Source organism: Allobosea sp. Tri-44, from assembly GCF_004123845.1.
Lineage (GTDB): Bacteria > Pseudomonadota > Alphaproteobacteria > Rhizobiales > Beijerinckiaceae > Allobosea.
Window position 1 is genome coordinate 162,000 of the sequence record NZ_NBDP01000030.1, and the last position, 16,691, is coordinate 178,690.

Here is a 16,691-nt window from a genome sequence, read left to right on the forward strand (position 1 = left end):
TCTCCCGTAAAGAGGCCCGATGACCAGCATCCCCGCCCCGATCTGGCTCTATGACGGCGTCTGCGTGCTCTGCTCCGGCGGCGTACGCCACACCTTGCGGCATGAGCGCGACCGCAGCATCCGCTTCGTCGCGATCCAATCGCGTGAGGGGCGCGAGTTGGCGGAGGCCCACGGCATCGACCCGGACGAGCCGGACAGCTTCCTCTTCGTCGAGAACGGTGAAGCTCTCGCCAAATCCAATGGGGTGCTCGCGCTCGTCAGTCATCTGAACGGACCAGCGCGCCTGCTGCTGCTCGGCCGGGCGCTGCCGAAGCGCTGGCGGGACTGGCTCTATGACCGCGTCGCCCGCAACCGCTACCGGCTCTTCGGCAAGAAGGACAGCTGCGATATACCTGATCCGGCGACGAGGCACCGCTTCACCCTGCCGGACAGCCCATGAAACGCATCGTGCTGATCGGGGCGACCGGGGTCTTCGGCCGGCGGCTGGCGCGCCATCTCTCGCGCCTGGACGGCCTCGATCTGATGCTGACCTCACGCAGCGCCGACAAGGCCGAAGCCCTGGCGCGGGAATTGGCGGCAGAGACGAGCGTGCCCATTCGCGGCATCGCGTTCGACCGAGACAAGGACCTCGTGGCCTCGCTCGCCGCGCTGCAGCCCTGGCTGGTGATCGACGCTTCCGGGCCGTTCCAGCAGCAGGGCTATGAAGTGCCGACGGCCGCGCTCCTGCTCGGCGCCCATGTCGTCGATCTTGCCGATGCGCGCGACTATCTCTCCGGATACGGGCGGCAGCTGGATGAGCTCGCCAGGCAACGCGGCCTCGTCGCCCTGGCCGGTGCGAGTTCGACCCCTGCCCTCTCGGCCGCGGCGGCGCGTGAACTGAGCGAAGGCTGGCGGCGGCTCGACACGGTCGATATCGCGATCACGCCGGGCGGGCGCAGCGAGGTCGGCCCGGCGGTCATCGCTGCCGTCCTGAGCTATGCCGGCAAGCCGGTGCCGATCTGGCGGGAAGGCGAATTGCAGACCACGCCGGGTTGGGGCGTCGGAACGGTCATCGACATGCCCGGCCTCGGCCCACGGCGGGTCGCACCGGTCGAGACCGTCGACGCCGAGACGCTTGGCCCCGGCCTCGCGGTGCACTCCCGGGTCAGCTTCTCTGCCGGCCTGGAAGCCGGCATCGAGCAATGGGGGCTTAGGCTGCTCGGCTGGCTGCGGCGGCGTGGCTGGCTCACCGAGCTTGCGCCGCTCGTGCCTTTCCTCGTCAGGGCGCGCCGGATCACCCGCCTCTGGACCTCGGATCGCGGCGGCATGCGTGTCGCAATCACCGGCATCGACGCCAAGGGCCGGCCGCGCCGGGCCTATTGGTCGCTGCTGGCCGAAAACGATGACGGCCCACAGGTGCCGGTGCTGGCTGCGGCGGCGGCCGTGCGTGCCTTGCTCGTGGACGGCATCGCCCCCGGCGCGCGCTCTGCCGCCGAAGCGCTCGATCTTGCCATGATCGAGGCCGAGATGGCGCCCTATGCGATCAACACCAGCCAGGACGAGCGCAGCTTCGGGCCTGCCCTGTTCGAAACCGTGCTCGGGGCGCAGGCCGTCGCGATGATGCCGGCGGCGATCCGGGCCTTCCATGCCAGTGACGCCAAACCGGTCTGGCAAGGCCGGGCCGAGGTCACACGCGGGGACGGACGAGCGATCGAGTTGATCTGCCGGTTCTTCGGCCTACCCGCCGCCAGCACCGACCTGCCGGTGACCGTCAGCGTCGCACGCGGCGATTCGGTCGACGACAGCTGCGAAGTCTGGACCCGCAACTTCGCCGGCCAGCGCTTCAGCTCGCATCTGAGCATCGATCACGGCGAACTACGCGAGGCCTTCGGACAGTTCTCCTTCACGCTCGCTGCCGAGGCGGGCCCGGACGGGCTGGCGCTGCCGATCGCGGGCTGGCGCGTCTTCGGCCTGCCGCTGCCGCGCTTCCTGATGCCGTCTGCCGCGGCGCGCGAGACGGTTGACGCGGAGGGCCGCTTCCGCTTCGACGTGCGGCTCACTTTGCCCTTCTTCGGCCTGCTGGCGCATTATCGCGGCTGGCTCAAACCTCGGGGACCAAGCGATGGATCAGGATAAGCTGGCGAAACTCAGGGCGCGCTATGCCGGGGCGAGCGGCGCCGACATCCATGATCCACGTTTCGCCAAGGTCGCGGCCGGGCAGTTCCAGGGCGACCGCCGCAAATGGCCGTTCTCCGACGTCGCGACCTTCATCAGCGCGCCCTATCGGCCGGATGCACTGGGCCAGCCCGATCTCGGCGGGCTCGATGTCGCGATCATCGGCCTGCCGATGGATCTCGGCGTCACCAACCGCGCCGGCACTCGGCTCGGCCCACGCGCGGTGCGCTCCGTCGAGCGCATGGGGCCGATGGATCATGTCAACGGCACCGCGCCCTTCAGCCTGGTCAAGGCGGCCGATATCGGCGACGTCCCCTTCCGCTCGCGCTATTCGCTGGAGAGCTGCCATCAGGATATCGAGGCGACCTTCAAGCAGATCGTGAAGGCCGGCGTCTCGACGCTCGGCGTCGGCGGCGACCATTCGATCACCTATCCGATCCTGAAGGCCGTCGGCGAGAAGCGCCCGGTCGGCATGGTCCATATCGACGCGCATTGCGACACCTCCGGGCCCTATGAAGGCTCGAAGTTCCACCATGGCGGGCCCTTCCGGCAGGCGGTGCTCGACGGCGTGCTCGATCCCGAGCGCGTCATCCAGATCGGCATCCGCGGCGGCGCGGAGTATCTCTGGGAGTTCTCCTACGAGTCTGGCATGACCGTGATCCATGCCGACGAGGTCGATCGCATGGGCCTCGACGCCGTGATCGCCAAGGCGCTCGCCGTGATCGGTGACGGGCCGACTTACGTCTCCTTCGACGTCGATTCGCTCGATCCCGCCTTCGCGCCTGGCACCGGCACGCCCGAGGTCGGCGGGCTCACCCCGCGCGAGGCGCTCGCCATCCTGCGCGGCCTCAAGGGGCGCAACATCGTCGCCGCCGACGTGGTCGAGGTCGCGCCGCAATACGATGCGACCAGCAACACGGCGCAATGTGCGGCGCAGGTGCTGTTCCTCGAGCTCTGCCTGATCGCCGAGGCGAGAGCCGCCGGCAAGGGCCGGCCGTGAAGCGAAAGGCGCTCCAGCTCGACGCGATCGATCGCCAGATCATCGCGATCCTGCGGACGGAGGGCCGGATCACCAACCAGGCGCTGTCGGAGCGGGTCGGGCTCTCGGCCCGGCCCTGCCTGGAACGGATGCGCCGGCTCGAAGCCTCCGGGCTGATCGCCGGCTATGGCGCGCGGCTCTCGCCCGAGCTTGCCGGCCATGCCATCATCGCCTTCGCGCAGATCTCGCTGCGCGACCATTCGGTCGGCCGGCGCGAGCGGGTCGAGAAGGTGCTGCGCGCCTGCCCGGACGTGGTCGAGCTTTTGGTGATCAGCGGCGATGCCGACTATCTCGCGCGCATCGTCGCCAGCTCGCTCGCCGCCTATGAGGAGCTGACCGGCGCCTGGCTCGCCGACAACCAGCTCGGCATCGCCCGGATCGCGACCACCTTCGCGCTCAAGGCGCTGAAGGATTTCGAGGGCTATCCGCTACTGGAAGAGTAGTGTGGATCGAGGCGCTTCCCTCCAAACCACACCGTCATTCCGGCCGCAGCGAAGCGGAGCGCCGGAATCCATCGTAGGGTTCGACGCCTTTCGATGGATTCCGGAGCTGCGCCGCTACGCGGCTTGTCCGGAATGACGCGTCCATCTGACTGAAGCTCACACATCATGCGCCTGCAACATGCCTGCAGCGCTCGCGCTGGTTTTACTCAGCGGACACTTGCGGTTTACGCATGAGCTGAGGCATATGCTGCAGTGCAATGTGCGCCCTCGCGCCGCGACCAATAACAATCCATCACGGACCATCGTCATGAGCCTCTCGAGCACGGGAGACGCGTTCGCGCGCCCTGCCCGCTCCGCCACCGCGCCGCGTATCGGCCTTGTCCTGCTCGCTTTGGCGATGGGCGGCTTCGCCATCGGCACGGCCGAGTTCGCGGTGATGAGCCTGCTGCCCTATTTCTCGGCCGGGCTCGGCGTCGACGAGCCGGCGGCCGGGCACGTGATCAGCGCCTATGCGGCCGGCGTCGTCGTCGGCGCCCCGATCATCGCGGTGCTGGCGACGAAGCTCTCGCGCCGCACCTTGCTGATCGCGCTGATGGCGGCGTTCGCGCTCGGCAACGGCCTTTCCGCGCTCGCGCCCAGCTATGGCTGGATGCTGCTGTTCCGCTTCCTCAGCGGGCTGCCGCACGGCGCCTATTTCGGCGTCGCGGCGCTGGTCGCGGCTTCGCTGGTGCCGGCGAACCGGCGCGCGCTCGCCGTGGCGCGGGTCATGCTCGGCCTGACGATCGCGACGATTCTCGGCGTGCCGCTGGCGAACTGGCTCGGCCAGGTGCTCGGCTGGCGCTGGGGCTTCGGCGTCGTCACGGCGCTGGCGCTGACGACGGTGATCCTGATCGCTTTGTTCGCTCCGAAGGATCGGCCCCAGCCCGGCGCCAGCGCCTTGCGCGAGCTCGGCGCGCTGCGCCACCGGCAGGTCTGGCTGACGCTTGCAATCGGCGCCGTCGGCTTCGGCGGCCTGTTCGCGGTCTACACCTATCTCGCCTCGACCCTGATCGAGGTGACGCAGGTTTCGCCGTCGATGGTGCCGGTCGTGCTGGCGATCTTTGGGCTCGGCCTAACCTTTGGCACGCTCGCCGCCGCCTGGCTCGCTGACCGGATGCCGATGGCCTCGATCGCGATCATCCTGATCTGGACCGCGGGCTCGCTGGCACTCTTTCCCTTCGCCGCCGGCAATATCTGGGCGATCTGCGCCGTCGCCTTCATGATCGGCTGCGGCGGCGGGCTCGGTACGCCCCTGCAGACAAGGTTGATGGACGTCGCGCAGGACGCGCAGACGCTCGCCGCGGCGTTGAATCACAGCGCCTTCAACACCGCCAATGCGCTCGGCCCCTGGTTCGGCGGCATGGCGATCGCCGCCGGCTATGGCTGGACCTCGACCGGCTGGGTCGGCGCCGGCCTCGCGCTCGCGGGCCTTGCGATCTGGCTAGTGACGCTGTGGGATGCGAAGGTCCGGCAACGGGCAGCCCTCGCCAGCGCCTGATCTCAGCGCGGTGTCGGCGCCGCGATCAGGCGCATCGCGGCCGGGATCGACGCCTGACCGGCCTCGAGCTGGTCGGTCAGCACATAGAACCAGTTGAAGCCGAGATAGAGCGCGAGCCTGGCCTCGACCTCCTCGGCCGGAATATCGCCGCGCGCCACCGCGGCGGTGAAGAGGCCGCGAACGTCCCGCAATCGCTCGGGCAGGAACTTGTCGCGCAAAGCCGCGAGCGCCTCCGGATCGCTCTGGGCTTCGGCCAACAATGCCCGGAACGTGCGCCCTGAGGGCGTCCCGCACCAGAAGCCCCAGAGCGCTGTGGTGTGATCGACGAGGTCCCGCGCGAGATCATCTGTCGGCACGGCCGTGATGATCGCCTTTTCGGCGGCATAGACCTCCATCAGCAGATCGGCCCGGTTCTTCCACCAGCGATAGATCGTCGGCTTGCCGGCGCCGGCGCGGCGCGAGACGGCGTCGATCGAGAAGCCGGCATAGCCCTCCTCCGCCAGCACGGCGCGGGCGGCGGCGAGGATCGCCGCCTGTGAGGCCGGATTGCGCTTCGCCCCGATCGAGGCGCGGCGGCGCGGTGTCGCGGCTTTTATGATCGGCTCTTCCTCCGCTCAACCCGATGCGCTGGCCATCCCTGCAAGCACGATCTTGCAACAGAGCGAATTGATATCGAAACGGATCGTATCTATCAATAGATAACGAAACGGATCGTTCCGTTACTGAGGTGACAATGACTACTGCAGCCCGCAATCCTGTTCTCGCCCGCCTGCGTTTTCTGGGGACGCTGATGCTCGGCGCCTATCTGCTGATCAACCTGATCCTGGTCGCGCTGGCGCCGGTGACGACCGGCTGGTCGACCTGGTCGGTGACGGCGCTCGCCGTGCCGCCCATGGTGCTGGGCATGGTCTATCTCGTCATTCCGATCGCCCGCCGCTGAGGCCGAAGGCTCGCATTTGTCCGATTCTGTCGCCACCGCGACAGAATCGGCTGCGATGCGGCAACATGGCGGCCTGCCTCGGCTGCTTTCATGGGCCTACCCTCTGGGAAACGAGGGAGAACCGCCATGAATGCGATCGTGCTTGAACGCGAAGTCTGCGCGCAGAACTACGCACCCCTGCCGATCATGCTCTCCCATGGCGAAGGGGTCTGGCTCACCGATGTCGCCGGCGTGCGGCGTCTCGACATGATGAGCGGCTATTCCGCCGTCAGTCTCGGCCATGGCCATCCGCGTATCCTCAAGGTGCTGAATGAGCAGGCCAGGCGCCTCGCCGTGACCAGCCGCGCCTTCCACACCGAACCGCTCGGCCCCTTCCTGGCGAGGCTCTGCGCCGTCGCCGGCCAGGACATGGCGCTGCCGATGAACACCGGCGCCGAAGCTGTCGAGACCGCAATCAAGGCTGCCAGGCGCTGGGGCCACAAGGTCAAGGGCATCGCCGACAGCAGGGCCGAGATCATCGTCGCCGACAACAATTTCCACGGCCGCACCACGACGATCGTCGGCTTCTCCTCCGATGAGAGCTACCGCGACGGCTTCGGCCCGTTCGCGCCAGGCTTCGTCAGTGTGCCCTTCGGCGACGCGGCCGCGATGGAAGCAGCGATCACGCCGAACACCGCCGCGATCCTGATCGAGCCGATCCAGGGCGAAGCCGGCATTGTGCTGCCCCCGGACGGCTATCTCAGGGCGCTGCGGACGCTCTGCGACCGGCACAACGTCCTCCTGATCCTCGACGAGATCCAGTCCGGCCTCGGCCGCACCGGCCACTGGTTCGCGCATCAGCACGAGGGCGTGAAGCCGGACGGGCTCATCGTCGGCAAGGCCTTGGGCGGCGGGGTCTATCCGGTCTCGGCCTTCCTGGCCTCGCGCGCAGTGATGGAGCTGTTCGGGCCGGGCTCGCATGGCTCGACCTTCGGCGGCAACGCGCTCGCAGCGGCGATCGGCTTCGAGGCGCTGGCGGTGATCGACGAGGAAAAACTGGTCGAGCGTTCGGCCGAGCTCGGCGACTATATGAAGCGGCGGCTCGAAGCGATGACGATCGGGCTCGCCAGCGAGGTGCGTGGGCGCGGCCTCTGGATCGGCGTCGAGATCACCCCTGGCGCCGGAAATGCCAAGGAGATCGTCGCCCGTCTCGCCGATGCCGGCGTGCTAACCAAGGAAACGCATGAGCACACCATCCGCTTCGCGCCGCCACTGACGATCAGCCGGCAGGAGCTGGATTGGGGGCTGGAGCGCTGCGAAAACGTCTTCGCGTCGCTGACGCGCTGAGTGCTGCGACGAAATCCGTGTGCGGCCGCCTGGACCGGAACCAGCGAAAACCGCCGCCACGGTACGATTTCAACAACAAAAACAGCGGCCTGACTTGCGACATCCTTGTGCGGACGCGCTCAGAAAAGCTGCAAGAGCCTACTTGCGGCCCGCACCAAGGATCGCACAAGCTGTCGCGCACAAGCCGATGCGGGAACTCGAAACGCCCGGTTGGCCAAACCCAAGGGGAGGTCCCATGAAAGGTTTCGCAAAGTTCTTCGCAGCCGCAGCGCTCACCGTTGCCGGCGCCACCGGGGCGCTCGCCCAGGCCAAGGAGTGGAAGGAAGTCCGGATCGGCACGGAGGGGGCCTATCCGCCCTACAACAACCTCAACGCCAAGAAGGAGCTGGAAGGCTTCGAGATCGATTACGGCAACCTTCTCTGCGAGAAGATGAAGGTGAAGTGCAGCTGGGTCGTGCAGGATTGGGACGGCATCATCCCGGCGCTGCAGGCCAACAAATACGACATCATCCTCGCCGGCATGAACGCCACCGAGGAACGCAAGAAGCAGGTCGACTTCACCTCGGTCTACAGCAAGACGCCGATCTGGATGATCGGCCCCAAGAGCACCGCTTCGGCCGACATCTCGCCGGCGACCCTGAAGGGCAAGTCGATCGGCGCGCAAGGCTCGACCATCCACGCCAACTACGTCGAGAAGTTCTACAAGGACTCGACCGCGCGCCTCTATCCGACCCAGGAAGAAGCCAATCTCGACCTGCTCAACGGCCGCCTCGACTACATCGTCGCCGACGCGCTGGCCCTCGCCGATTTCCTCAAGGGACAGGGCAAGGGCTGCTGCAAGCGGATCGCTGAGGTCACTCGCGATGACGCGATCCATGGCGCGGGCGTCGCCGGCGCCGTCCGCAAGGCCGACACCGCGCTGAAGGCGCTGGTCGACAAGGCGGTCGCCGAGACCGTCGCCGACGGCTCGCTGAAGAAGCTCGAGGACAAGTGGTTCAAGTACGAATGATCTGAAGCCTGCTGACGCCCACCCGCCGGCCGCTTCAGGCCGGCGGGCTTTTATCCCTCGCGCGCCGGCTCTGCCATGTTCGATAAGCTCGCTCTGCTCGGCTTCGGCCCCGGCGGCTGGGGTTGGGCCCTGCTGCAAGGCGCGGCCAACACCATCTCGGTCGCGCTCGCGACCCTGCCCTTCGGCCTGGCGCTCGGCCTGATCATCGCGCTGTGGAAGCGCTCCGACAGCGTGCTCCTGCGCTCGCTGGCGACGATCTACACCACCGTCTTCCGTGGTGTGCCCGAGCTGCTCACGCTCTACATCATCTATTTCGGCATCCAGGTGCTGGTGCAGAAGGTCTGGAGCGGCTTCTCGATCCCGCCCTTCGTCGCTGGCATGGTCGCACTCGGCATGGTGCTCGCGGCCTTCTCGAGCGAGGTCTGGGTCGGCGCGCTGAACTCGATCCAGAAGGGCCAGCGCGAGGCAGCCTCGGCGCTCGGCCTGTCGAAGGCGCAGGCCTTCCGGCTCGTCGTCTTCCCGCAATTGATCCGTGTCGCGCTGCCCGGTCTCGGCAACAACTGGATGGTGCTGCTGAAGGAGACTTCGCTGATCTCGGTGATCACGCTACAGGACATCATGTTCATCGCGACGCGCGCCAATGTCGTGACCAAGGAGCCGTTCCTGTTCTTCGGCACGGCGATGATGCTCTACTTCTTCTTCTCGCTGGTTTCCGCCTGGGGCATCGGCAAGCTCGAGCAGCGCACCAATCGCGGCTTCGCCGCCTTCGGCGGAGCGACGCGATGAACTGGTGCGAATACCCCGGCCACCTGATCGGCAGCGAGGTCCTGCAGAACTATGGTTGCCGCATGGCCAGCGGCCTATTGCTCACCTTCCAGCTGGTGGTGCTCTCGGTCGCGTTCGGCTTCGTGCTCGCGATCGGCCTCGCGATCGCCAGGCTCTATGGCCCACGCTGGGCGCAGATCGCGATCAACGGCTACACCACCTTCTTCCGTGGCACGCCGCTGCTCTGCCAGCTGTTCCTGGTCTATTACGGCTTCGGCCAGTTCCGCCTGTTCTGGCAGGATATCGGCCTGTGGTGGTTCTTCCGCGAGCCGTTCTACTGCGCGCTCTTCACCTTCACCATCAACACCGCTGCCTACCAAGCCGAGATCTTGCGCGGCGCCATCCAGTCGATCCCGCGCGGCCAGTTCGAAGGCTCCCTGGCGCTCGGCCTGCACCGCTGGGCGACGCTGCGCCGGGTGATCCTGCCGCAGGCGATGATCCTGGCACTGCGCCCGCTCGGCAACGAATTGATCGTGATGATCAAGGCGAGCGCCATCGCCTCGCTGGTGACGCTGTTCGATCTGATGGGCGCAACGCGCCTCGCCTTCGCCCGCTCCTTCGACCTCTCGATCTATCTCTATGCGGCGTTGATCTATCTCGTGCTCACCGAGATCATCCGCCGGGTCTGGGACCGGATCGAGCTCAGGCTGACGCGGCATATGGCGCTGAGGTGAAGATGGTGACGGTCAACATGTCCTTGCCGGCTTCGATGAAGGATTGGGTCGAGGCCCAGACCGAGAGCGGGCGCTATGCCAGTGCAAGCGACTATATCCGCTACCTGATCCGGCAGGATCAGGAGCGCAACGAGAAGATCACGGCGATGCAGCATTTCGTCGACGAAGGCCTGAACAGCGGCGTCAGTTCGCGTTCGAGCGAGGAGCTCTTCGCGGCAGCCCTCGCGCGGTAGCCCCGCTCAGCCCGGTAAGGTCAAGACCAGCGGGCCGTTGGCGGTTGCGACCACGGTGTGCTCGTACTGCACGGTCGGCGCACGTGGCTCGGCATAGAGCGTCCAGCGGTCGTCGCCCTCGTGCTCCGCCCAGTCGGCGCCCAGCGACAGGAACGGCTCGACGGTGAAGACGAGCCCCTTCTGCATGACCCGCCGCTCGGAGCGCTCCGGCCAGGTCGCGATCTCCTTGGGCTCCTCGTGCAGCGAGCGCCCGATGCCGTGGCTGGCGAGGTTGCGCACCAGCGTATAGCCGTTCTTCTGGGCGAAGCGGCCGACCGCCTCGCCGATCCCGGCGATCGGCTTGCCAGCGCCGACCTGCCCGAGCCCGGCCCAGAGCGCACGCTTGCCGTCGCGACAGAGCCGTTCGATCCGGCGATCGACCGGCGGCACCGTGAAGGATGCTCCGGTGTCTGAGTAGTAGCCGGCCTTCTCGGCGGAGACGTCGATGTTCACCAGATCGCCCGCAGCGATCCGGCGATCGCCCGGAATGCCGTGCGCGACCTCCTCATTGATGCTGATGCAAGTGGCGCCCGGGAAGGCGTAGACTGTCTCGGGCGCCGACCGTGCGCCGTGCCTTTCGAGCATGTCGCGGCCGATCGCATCGAGTTCGGCCGTGGTCATGCCCGGTTCGAGCGCCCGCCCCATGGCCGCCAGCGTATCGGCGACAATGCGGCCGATCTCGCGCAGGGCCTGCAGTTCTTCATCATTGGTGATGGTCATCCGGGGTTCCTGACTGATTTCGGCGAGAGCGACAAGCCAGGGCGCGGCAGACTGTCCATGCATGATCTCTGCGGAATCGCGATCGCTGCTATCGCGCGTGCATCGCTTCCCTCGCCTTCCCCGGCGCGCTAAAGCCGCACTGACCTTTCAGACGATGCAGCGGAGCAGTCCCATGGCCAAAGTCGCTTTCCTCGGTCTCGGCGTGATGGGCTATCCCATGGCCGGCCATCTCAAGGCCAAGGGCCACGACGTCACCGTCTTCAACCGCTCGCCGGAGAAGGCCCAGAAATGGGTGGCGCAGCACGCCGGCGTCTACGCGCCGACGCCGGCCCAGGCGGCCGAGGGCCAGGAGATCGTGTTCTGCTGCGTCGGCAATGACGACGATCTGCGCTCGGTGACGACCGGCGAGAACGGCGCCTTCGCCGCGATGGGCAAGGGCACGGTCTTCGTCGACCACACCACCGCCTCGGCCAATGTGGCGCGCGAACTCGACGCCGCGGCGAAGGCGGCCGGCTTCGGCTTCATCGACGCTCCGGTCTCCGGCGGCCAGGCCGGCGCCGAGAACGGCGTGCTGACCGTGATGTGCGGCGGCGAGCCTGAGACCTACGCCAAGGTCGAGCCGGTGATCGCCAGCTTTGCCCGCATGTGCCGGCTGATGGGGCCCGCCGGCTCCGGCCAGCTCACCAAGATGGTCAACCAGATCTGCATCGCCGGGCTCGTCCAGGGCCTCTCCGAGGGGGTTCATTTCGCCAAGCGCGCCGGCCTCGATGTCGAGGCGATGCTGGAGGTGATCTCGAAGGGCGCCGCCGGCTCCTGGCAGATGGAGAACCGCGGCAAGACGATGAATGCCGACAAGTTCGATTTCGGCTTCGCCGTCGACTGGATGCGCAAGGATCTCGGCATCGTGCTCGACGAAGCCCGTAACAACGGCGCCCGCCTGCCGGTGACCGCGCTGGTCGACCAGTTCTATGGCGATGTGCAGAAGCTCGGCGGCGGGCGCTGGGATACGTCCAGCCTGTTGAAGCGGCTGGAGCCGTAGAGGGCCCACTCGTCATTGCGAGCGCAGCGAAGCAATCCAGAGGACTGGCCACTGCGCCCTGCCTCCCCTGGATTGCTTCGTCGCTGCGCTCCTCGCAATGACGGGTGAGTTCAGCCGACCAGCCGCGCCACCTCGGCCCGCAGCACCGACACCAGCTCCGCCTCGAACCAGGGGTTCTTCCTGAGCCAGCCATTGTTGCGCCAGGAGGGATGCGGCAGCGGCAGGATGCGTGGCCGGCGCTCCTGCGCGAAGAGGGTGCGCCAGTCCGCGACGGTCGCCGTCAGGTTGGCCGCCGCCTTCGGCCCGAGATGCCAGGCTTGGGCATAACGGCCGATCACCAGCACGAGCTCGATCTCCGGCAGCGCCGCGAGCACGCGCTCGCGCCAGGCCGGCGCGCATTCGCGGCGCGGCGGCAGGTCGCCGCCCTTGGCGTCGAGCCCGGGAAAGCAATGCCCCATCGGCACGATCGCGACGCGCGAGGCGTCGTAGAAGCGGGCATGGTCGAGGCCGAGCCAGTCGCGCAAGCGATCGCCGGAACGATCGGTGAAGGGCCTGCCGCTGACGTGGACGCGCGTGCCTGGCGCTTGGCTCGCGATCAGCAGGCGCGCGCTCGCCTGCGCCTGGATGATGGGGCGCGGCTCATGCGGCAGGGGCGGGCCGTAGAGCGGCGCATCCCGGCAGATCCGGCAGGCGCGCAGTTCGACGAGGACGTCGTCGAGCGCCTCCTGCGAAGGCCCCTGCCCGCTCATCGTCCGGCCAAGCGCTCCCGGCCCGGACGCTGCGAGATCAGCCCGTCGCAATGCCAGGCCGGAACCCTGTCGGCATGCTTCTCGGGATCGCCGGGCTGAATGGCGAAGGCACCGACGATGCCGCCGCTGACGACGCTGCGCGGGACATAGAGCGTGCCGCTGCGCTCGACCGTGAAGCAATGGGTCTGGCGCGTCTCGATCGGGCCGTAATAGTAGCAGATCGCATCCTGCGTCGTGGTCCAGCAGGCATCGCGGTTCGGCGTTTCCCGATTGCGATTATACCCGCTCACCCGTCCATCCTCATGATGGTACTCGCTGAAGGTTTCTCCGGTGCTGTAGCGGCCGGTCACCGTATTGCCTTCGACGAGCTGGCGCATCTGTTCACCGGTCAACCGCTCGACGGCCTGCGTCTCGCTCCCCCATACCGAGAGGCCGAGAAGCAGCGCCAGCGCGAACAGTCTCACCGCGAGGCGACCCGCGGCGACATCGCTGGCGGCGCGTTCGAAATCAGCCCGTCGCAATGCCAGGACGGTGCCTTGTCGGTATGCTTCTCGGGATCGCCTTGCTGGACGGTGGCGATGCCGTTGATGCGGCCGGTGCGGTAGGTCTTCAGCACATAGAGCGTGCCGCTGCGCTCGACGGCGAAGCAATAGGTCCGGCGTGTCTCGTGGGGACCGTAATAGTAGCAGACGGCGTCGTCCGTCGTCGTCCAGCAGGCATCGGTGTTGGTCACGTGCCGGTTGTGCCCGGTCGCGCGCCCGTCCTGGTGATGATATTCGCTGAACGGCAGGCCGTTATTGTAGCGACCGGCGACCGTATTGCCTTCGAAGAGCTGGCGGATCTCCTGGCCGGTCAGCCGCTCGACCGCAGCGGCGCTCGTGGCGCAAGCGCATAGCCCCAGGAGCATCGCTACCGTCGAAGCCCGAGTCATCGTGCCGCCACCCGCCGCGACATCGGAAGCTGCGGGCCGCGCGAGATCAGCCCGTCACAGTACCAGGGCTTGCCGCCATCGGTATGATTGCGCGGGTTGGCGAGCTCGATCGTCGCCACCGCATTAATTCGGCGATCGCCGACATTGCGCAGGATATAGAGCCGCTCGGTCAATTCGACCGTGAAGCAATGCGTCGTCCGCTCCTCCGGCGGGCCATAATAGTAGCAGACAGAGTCGCCCTTGGTGATCCAGCAGGCGTCGCGGTTCTCCTGCCAGCCATTATTGCCAAGCGCCCGTCCGTCCGGGTCGTGGTACTCGGTGAAGAAGCCGCCGCCGGTATAGCGGCCGCTGACCGTGTTGCCGGTGAAGGCCTGGTTGATCTGCTCGCCCGTCAGCTTCTCCGCCGCCATAGCGGCAAGCGGCAGCATAAAAGCGAACAGGATCGCCAGCAGGCGCATCGCTCAAGCCTTCCAGCTCGGGCGGGCCGAGATCTCGCCATGCCAGCGGCGGATGTTGGCGAAATCCTCCGGCAACGGGATGCGCGATGGCTTCATGAAGTCGATGGCGATGCCGGCAGTGATATCGGCCACCGTCAGCTCCTCGCCACAGAGGAAGCGGTTGGCGCCGAGCTGCAGATCGAGCAGCACCAGATGATCGTCGATCAGCTCGCGATTGGCCTCGGCCCATTCGGGCACCTGGTCCTCGAGCTCGGCCATGGCGGGATGGCTGTGGCGAAACACAGCCGAAACCGCCGAGAACAGCCCGAGCTCGATGCGCCGATTCCACATCTCGATCAGCGCGGCTTCCTTGGGGGCGGAGCCGAACAGGGCCGGCGCCGGATGCAGGCTCTCGACATAGCGGCAGATAGCAATCGTCTCGGCCAGCGCAGTCCCGTCCTCCAGCAGCAACACCGGCAGGCGCTGCGACGGGTTGATCCGGGTGAATTCCGGTGTGCGGTGCTCCTTCTTGCCGATGTCGACCGGGACGAGTTCGGGCAGAGGTACGCCCTTCTCGGCGAAGAAGATGCGGACCCGCCGTGGATTGGGCGCACGCCCGCCGTCATAGAGCTTCATGCCCTCGCCTTTCGCCGTCCCGAGACATGGCGGTTTCACGGTGCCGCCGCGGCCCTGTCAAGAGTTCACCCGCAAACACGGCGGCAAGACGACACTGACGAGCGTCGACAGGAACAAACCGCCCTCGCCCGCGATTACCGTTCCGCGAGGGGAACCGACATGCCTCAGGATTGGAGCTTCGTCGTCTGGATCGTCATCCTCGCCATTCCGGTGGGGCTGATGCTCGCGAGCTTCTGGTCACGTTCGCGCGAACCTGGCGCGGCACGCCTCGACGGGCCGCGCAAGGACGATCCGCGCGAGCCCATGTGATCGCTCAGCCCGGCGCGAGCAGGATCAACGCAAGCGGCACAGCAACGGCCGCCAGAATGGTCTGCAGCGCACAGATGCCGGCCATAAGCGGCGCGTCACCGCCGAGCTGGCGCGCCATCACATAGGATGAAGAGGCGGTCGGCAGCGCCTGAAACAGGATGGCGAGCGTCGCCGCCTGACCGCCAAGGCCGAAGCCCTTGAGCGCCAGATAGGTGGCCAGCGGCATCAGCACGAACTTGACGAAGGAAGCGACCAGCGCCGGCTTCAGGCCGCGCCCCAGCGCCCCCCAATCGAGCGCCGCGCCGACACAGAGCAGACCGATCGGCAGCGAGGCCTGCCCGAGCGCCTTGAGAGCGCCCTCGACACCAGGCGGCAGGCCGAGGCCGCTGAGCTGGATGACGATGCCGAGCACGCAGGACATCAGCAGCGGATTGAGGGCGAGGCCCCGGAGAATGCCGCGCAAGGTCGGCTGCGCCGAGCCCCAGCGGGCAAAAACCAGGACGCAGAGCACGTTCACGGTCGGCACGATCGCCGCATTGGCTACGGCCGCGAGCGGCAGAGCCGAAGCCCCGAGCATGCTGCCGGCCGCGCTCAGGCCGACATAGTTGTTGAAGCGGATGCCGCCCTGGAAGACCGAGGTGAAGGCGGCATCGCTGTAGCCGAGCCGGCGCTTTGCCAGCACGAGCACCGCCGCCACGGCGATGATCGCGGCCATCAGCGTCAAGGCCAGCTCGGCAACGGGAAGACCCTTGAGATCGGCCATCGCCAAAGCGTGCATGAAGAGGGCCGGCAGAAGGACGTAGTAGCTCAGCCGTTCGGCCTGCGGCCAGAACGCATCCGGCAGGAAGCGCAAGCGGCGCATGGCGTGGCCGAGCGCGATCAACAGGGCGATCGGCGCCAAAGCGAGCAGAATAGCGCCGATCATGCCGGCAGCTCCGATCGGCAGGCGGGCGATGGCGTCATGCGGAAGCGAATCCGACGAGAGAACAAGAAGGAGACGATCCTTCTTTAGATTGCGGTTGCTGAGGATGAAAATGCCAAAGCTGCCAGTGACGTTGACGAATCCGCATGACTGGCGGGCGCGTTCAGCGCGGATGGCTGCGCCGCCAGGCCTCCGGCCGCTCGAAGCTCAACGCCCAGATGCCGCGACCGGCGGCTTTCGCCTCGTCCTCCTCGGCCTGATACCCACCATAGGCCAGGGCCTGGCCCTGGCGCACCAGCGCCGCATTGATCTCGGCATCCCCCTGCCGGCAGCGCGCCAGTCCGCGGCCATAGCGGTCGGCCCGCGAGATCGTGCAGGTGACGTTGCCGAGCGCCAGCATGGCGGCCAGTGCGCGGCGCGCCTGCCGGCCGCAGGCGACATCGCCGCCGCTCCGGTCCCGGCAGGTCTGCCGGAATTCCGGCGCGTCGATGCCCTCCAGGCGAAGCTCCTCGCCGAGGAGTCTGAGCGAATCGCCATCGATCGCCTCGGCGGCTCCCGCAAGGCTGCGGCTAGGGCCTAGCCGGTACTGCAGGACGGCGCCGGCAATCGCCAAAAGCACAAGGAATCCAAGGGCTACGACGAAATCGACCGAGCGGCCGACCCGCCGCCAGCCGAACGGACCATAGTTGCTTGTCCTGAATCCGAAGCGCGCCATCAGGACAAGCTTAA

Annotated in this window: 22 protein-coding genes; 13 read left to right on the forward strand and 9 right to left on the reverse strand. The window is 67.2% G+C overall.

All coding sequences use genetic code 11. The features are described from left to right. The first annotated feature begins 19 nt into the window (after positions 1–19). The 5 genes from B6S44_RS17210 (at position 20) to B6S44_RS17230 (ending at position 5,173) form a co-directional block, all read left to right on the forward strand. Positions 20–439, forward strand: coding sequence for a thiol-disulfide oxidoreductase DCC family protein (locus tag B6S44_RS17210; protein ID WP_129158112.1), 420 nt, complete (start codon positions 20–22; stop codon positions 437–439). Next, positions 436–2,115, forward strand: coding sequence for an SDR family oxidoreductase (locus B6S44_RS17215; protein ID WP_129158113.1), 1,680 nt, complete (start codon positions 436–438; stop codon positions 2,113–2,115). Before B6S44_RS17210 ends, B6S44_RS17215 begins: the two co-directional genes overlap by 4 nt. After that, a complete protein-coding gene (gene speB / locus B6S44_RS17220; RefSeq protein ID WP_129158114.1) occupies positions 2,102–3,154 on the forward strand; it encodes an agmatinase in 1,053 nt (350 codons plus the stop codon). The genes B6S44_RS17215 and speB overlap by 14 nt, the downstream gene beginning before the upstream one ends. Next, positions 3,151–3,636, forward strand: coding sequence for an Lrp/AsnC family transcriptional regulator (locus B6S44_RS17225; protein WP_164985868.1), 486 nt, complete (start codon positions 3,151–3,153; stop codon positions 3,634–3,636). Before speB ends, B6S44_RS17225 begins: the two co-directional genes overlap by 4 nt. 307 nt (positions 3,637–3,943) lie before the next feature. Next, positions 3,944–5,173, forward strand: coding sequence for an MFS transporter (locus B6S44_RS17230; protein WP_129158116.1), 1,230 nt, complete (start codon positions 3,944–3,946; stop codon positions 5,171–5,173). A 2-nt stretch (positions 5,174–5,175) separates the two neighbouring features. On the opposite strand, the gene B6S44_RS17235 is transcribed toward B6S44_RS17230, so the two are convergent. Next, entirely contained in the window at positions 5,176–5,772 is a 597-nt protein-coding gene (locus B6S44_RS17235; RefSeq protein ID WP_129158117.1) for a TetR/AcrR family transcriptional regulator, read from the reverse strand. A gap of 134 nt (positions 5,773–5,906) precedes the next feature. Between B6S44_RS17235 and B6S44_RS17240 the strand changes: the two genes are divergently transcribed. From B6S44_RS17240 to B6S44_RS17265, 6 genes are all read left to right on the forward strand, one after another. After that, positions 5,907–6,113, forward strand: coding sequence for a putative antibiotic biosynthesis monooxygenase (locus tag B6S44_RS17240; protein ID WP_129158118.1), 207 nt, complete (start codon positions 5,907–5,909; stop codon positions 6,111–6,113). A gap of 126 nt (positions 6,114–6,239) precedes the next feature. Continuing rightward, entirely contained in the window at positions 6,240–7,439 is a 1,200-nt protein-coding gene (rocD, locus tag B6S44_RS17245; protein ID WP_129158119.1) for an ornithine--oxo-acid transaminase, read from the forward strand. 235 nt (positions 7,440–7,674) lie between these two features. After that, positions 7,675–8,448: a transporter substrate-binding domain-containing protein gene (locus B6S44_RS17250; protein ID WP_129158120.1), complete on the forward strand. Its 774-nt coding sequence runs from the start codon at positions 7,675–7,677 to the stop codon at positions 8,446–8,448. A gap of 75 nt (positions 8,449–8,523) precedes the next feature. Then, complete coding sequence (locus tag B6S44_RS17255; RefSeq protein WP_110490543.1) at positions 8,524–9,234, forward strand: ABC transporter permease; 711 nt, start codon at positions 8,524–8,526, stop codon at positions 9,232–9,234. Further along, complete coding sequence (locus B6S44_RS17260; protein ID WP_129158121.1) at positions 9,231–9,947, forward strand: ABC transporter permease; 717 nt, start codon at positions 9,231–9,233, stop codon at positions 9,945–9,947. The genes B6S44_RS17255 and B6S44_RS17260 overlap by 4 nt, the downstream gene beginning before the upstream one ends. A gap of 2 nt (positions 9,948–9,949) precedes the next feature. Further along, complete coding sequence (locus B6S44_RS17265; RefSeq protein ID WP_129158122.1) at positions 9,950–10,180, forward strand: type II toxin-antitoxin system ParD family antitoxin; 231 nt, start codon at positions 9,950–9,952, stop codon at positions 10,178–10,180. Positions 10,181–10,186: 6 nt separating this feature from the next. On the opposite strand, the gene map is transcribed toward B6S44_RS17265, so the two are convergent. Then, positions 10,187–10,939, reverse strand: coding sequence for a type I methionyl aminopeptidase (gene map / locus B6S44_RS17270; protein WP_129158123.1), 753 nt, complete (start codon positions 10,937–10,939; stop codon positions 10,187–10,189). 172 nt (positions 10,940–11,111) lie between these two features. Here map and B6S44_RS17275 point away from each other — a divergent pair, with 172 nt between their 5' ends. Further along, complete coding sequence (locus B6S44_RS17275) at positions 11,112–11,978, forward strand: NAD(P)-dependent oxidoreductase (RefSeq protein WP_129158124.1); 867 nt, start codon at positions 11,112–11,114, stop codon at positions 11,976–11,978. Positions 11,979–12,088: 110 nt separating this feature from the next. On the opposite strand, the gene B6S44_RS17280 is transcribed toward B6S44_RS17275, so the two are convergent. Genes B6S44_RS17280 through B6S44_RS17300 form a run of 5 tightly spaced genes read right to left on the reverse strand, consistent with a single transcriptional unit; the run spans position 12,089 to position 14,731 of the window. Beyond that, on the reverse strand, positions 12,089–12,727 hold the full coding sequence (locus B6S44_RS17280; RefSeq protein ID WP_129158125.1) for a uracil-DNA glycosylase family protein: 639 nt from the start codon (positions 12,725–12,727) through the stop codon (positions 12,089–12,091). After that, on the reverse strand, positions 12,724–13,191 hold the full coding sequence (locus tag B6S44_RS17285) for a hypothetical protein (RefSeq protein WP_129158126.1): 468 nt from the start codon (positions 13,189–13,191) through the stop codon (positions 12,724–12,726). The genes B6S44_RS17280 and B6S44_RS17285 overlap by 4 nt, the downstream gene beginning before the upstream one ends. Further along, positions 13,188–13,634, reverse strand: coding sequence for a hypothetical protein (locus tag B6S44_RS17290; RefSeq protein WP_129158127.1), 447 nt, complete (start codon positions 13,632–13,634; stop codon positions 13,188–13,190). The genes B6S44_RS17285 and B6S44_RS17290 overlap by 4 nt, the downstream gene beginning before the upstream one ends. 20 nt (positions 13,635–13,654) lie before the next feature. Further along, a complete protein-coding gene (locus B6S44_RS17295; protein WP_129158128.1) occupies positions 13,655–14,116 on the reverse strand; it encodes a hypothetical protein in 462 nt (153 codons plus the stop codon). A 3-nt stretch (positions 14,117–14,119) separates the two neighbouring features. Then, a complete protein-coding gene (locus tag B6S44_RS17300; protein WP_129158129.1) occupies positions 14,120–14,731 on the reverse strand; it encodes a glutathione S-transferase family protein in 612 nt (203 codons plus the stop codon). Between the two features lie 159 nt (positions 14,732–14,890). Here B6S44_RS17300 and B6S44_RS29405 point away from each other — a divergent pair, with 159 nt between their 5' ends. Next, complete coding sequence (locus B6S44_RS29405) at positions 14,891–15,040, forward strand: hypothetical protein (RefSeq protein ID WP_164985869.1); 150 nt, start codon at positions 14,891–14,893, stop codon at positions 15,038–15,040. 4 nt (positions 15,041–15,044) lie between these two features. Here the strand turns inward: B6S44_RS29405 and B6S44_RS17305 are convergent, their stop codons facing one another. Continuing rightward, positions 15,045–15,965: an AEC family transporter gene (locus tag B6S44_RS17305; RefSeq protein WP_129158130.1), complete on the reverse strand. Its 921-nt coding sequence runs from the start codon at positions 15,963–15,965 to the stop codon at positions 15,045–15,047. 160 nt (positions 15,966–16,125) lie between these two features. After that, positions 16,126–16,677 (reverse strand): thermonuclease family protein, encoded by a 552-nt coding sequence (locus B6S44_RS17310; RefSeq protein ID WP_129158131.1) that lies wholly within the window; start codon positions 16,675–16,677, stop codon positions 16,126–16,128. Between the last annotated feature and the right edge of the window lie 14 nt (positions 16,678–16,691).

Coding starts and splice junctions, on each gene's coding strand:
- B6S44_RS17290 (WP_129158127.1), bottom strand. CDS start 13,634: ATGCTCCTGGGGCTATGCGCTTGCGCCACGAGCGCCGCTGCGGTCGAG.
- B6S44_RS17265 (WP_129158122.1), top strand. CDS start 9,950: ATGGTGACGGTCAACATGTCCTTGCCGGCTTCGATGAAGGATTGGGTC.
- B6S44_RS17280 (WP_129158125.1), bottom strand. CDS start 12,727: ATGAGCGGGCAGGGGCCTTCGCAGGAGGCGCTCGACGACGTCCTCGTC.
- B6S44_RS17300 (WP_129158129.1), bottom strand. CDS start 14,731: ATGAAGCTCTATGACGGCGGGCGTGCGCCCAATCCACGGCGGGTCCGC.
- B6S44_RS17230 (WP_129158116.1), top strand. CDS start 3,944: ATGAGCCTCTCGAGCACGGGAGACGCGTTCGCGCGCCCTGCCCGCTCC.
- B6S44_RS17215 (WP_129158113.1), top strand. CDS start 436: ATGAAACGCATCGTGCTGATCGGGGCGACCGGGGTCTTCGGCCGGCGG.
- B6S44_RS17295 (WP_129158128.1), bottom strand. CDS start 14,116: ATGCGCCTGCTGGCGATCCTGTTCGCTTTTATGCTGCCGCTTGCCGCT.
- rocD (WP_129158119.1), top strand. CDS start 6,240: ATGAATGCGATCGTGCTTGAACGCGAAGTCTGCGCGCAGAACTACGCA.
- B6S44_RS17305 (WP_129158130.1), bottom strand. CDS start 15,965: ATGATCGGCGCTATTCTGCTCGCTTTGGCGCCGATCGCCCTGTTGATC.
- B6S44_RS17275 (WP_129158124.1), top strand. CDS start 11,112: ATGGCCAAAGTCGCTTTCCTCGGTCTCGGCGTGATGGGCTATCCCATG.
- B6S44_RS29405 (WP_164985869.1), top strand. CDS start 14,891: ATGCCTCAGGATTGGAGCTTCGTCGTCTGGATCGTCATCCTCGCCATT.
- B6S44_RS17260 (WP_129158121.1), top strand. CDS start 9,231: ATGAACTGGTGCGAATACCCCGGCCACCTGATCGGCAGCGAGGTCCTG.
- speB (WP_129158114.1), top strand. CDS start 2,102: ATGGATCAGGATAAGCTGGCGAAACTCAGGGCGCGCTATGCCGGGGCG.
- B6S44_RS17250 (WP_129158120.1), top strand. CDS start 7,675: ATGAAAGGTTTCGCAAAGTTCTTCGCAGCCGCAGCGCTCACCGTTGCC.
- B6S44_RS17255 (WP_110490543.1), top strand. CDS start 8,524: ATGTTCGATAAGCTCGCTCTGCTCGGCTTCGGCCCCGGCGGCTGGGGT.
- B6S44_RS17310 (WP_129158131.1), bottom strand. CDS start 16,677: ATGGCGCGCTTCGGATTCAGGACAAGCAACTATGGTCCGTTCGGCTGG.
- map (WP_129158123.1), bottom strand. CDS start 10,939: ATGACCATCACCAATGATGAAGAACTGCAGGCCCTGCGCGAGATCGGC.
- B6S44_RS17240 (WP_129158118.1), top strand. CDS start 5,907: ATGACTACTGCAGCCCGCAATCCTGTTCTCGCCCGCCTGCGTTTTCTG.
- B6S44_RS17210 (WP_129158112.1), top strand. CDS start 20: ATGACCAGCATCCCCGCCCCGATCTGGCTCTATGACGGCGTCTGCGTG.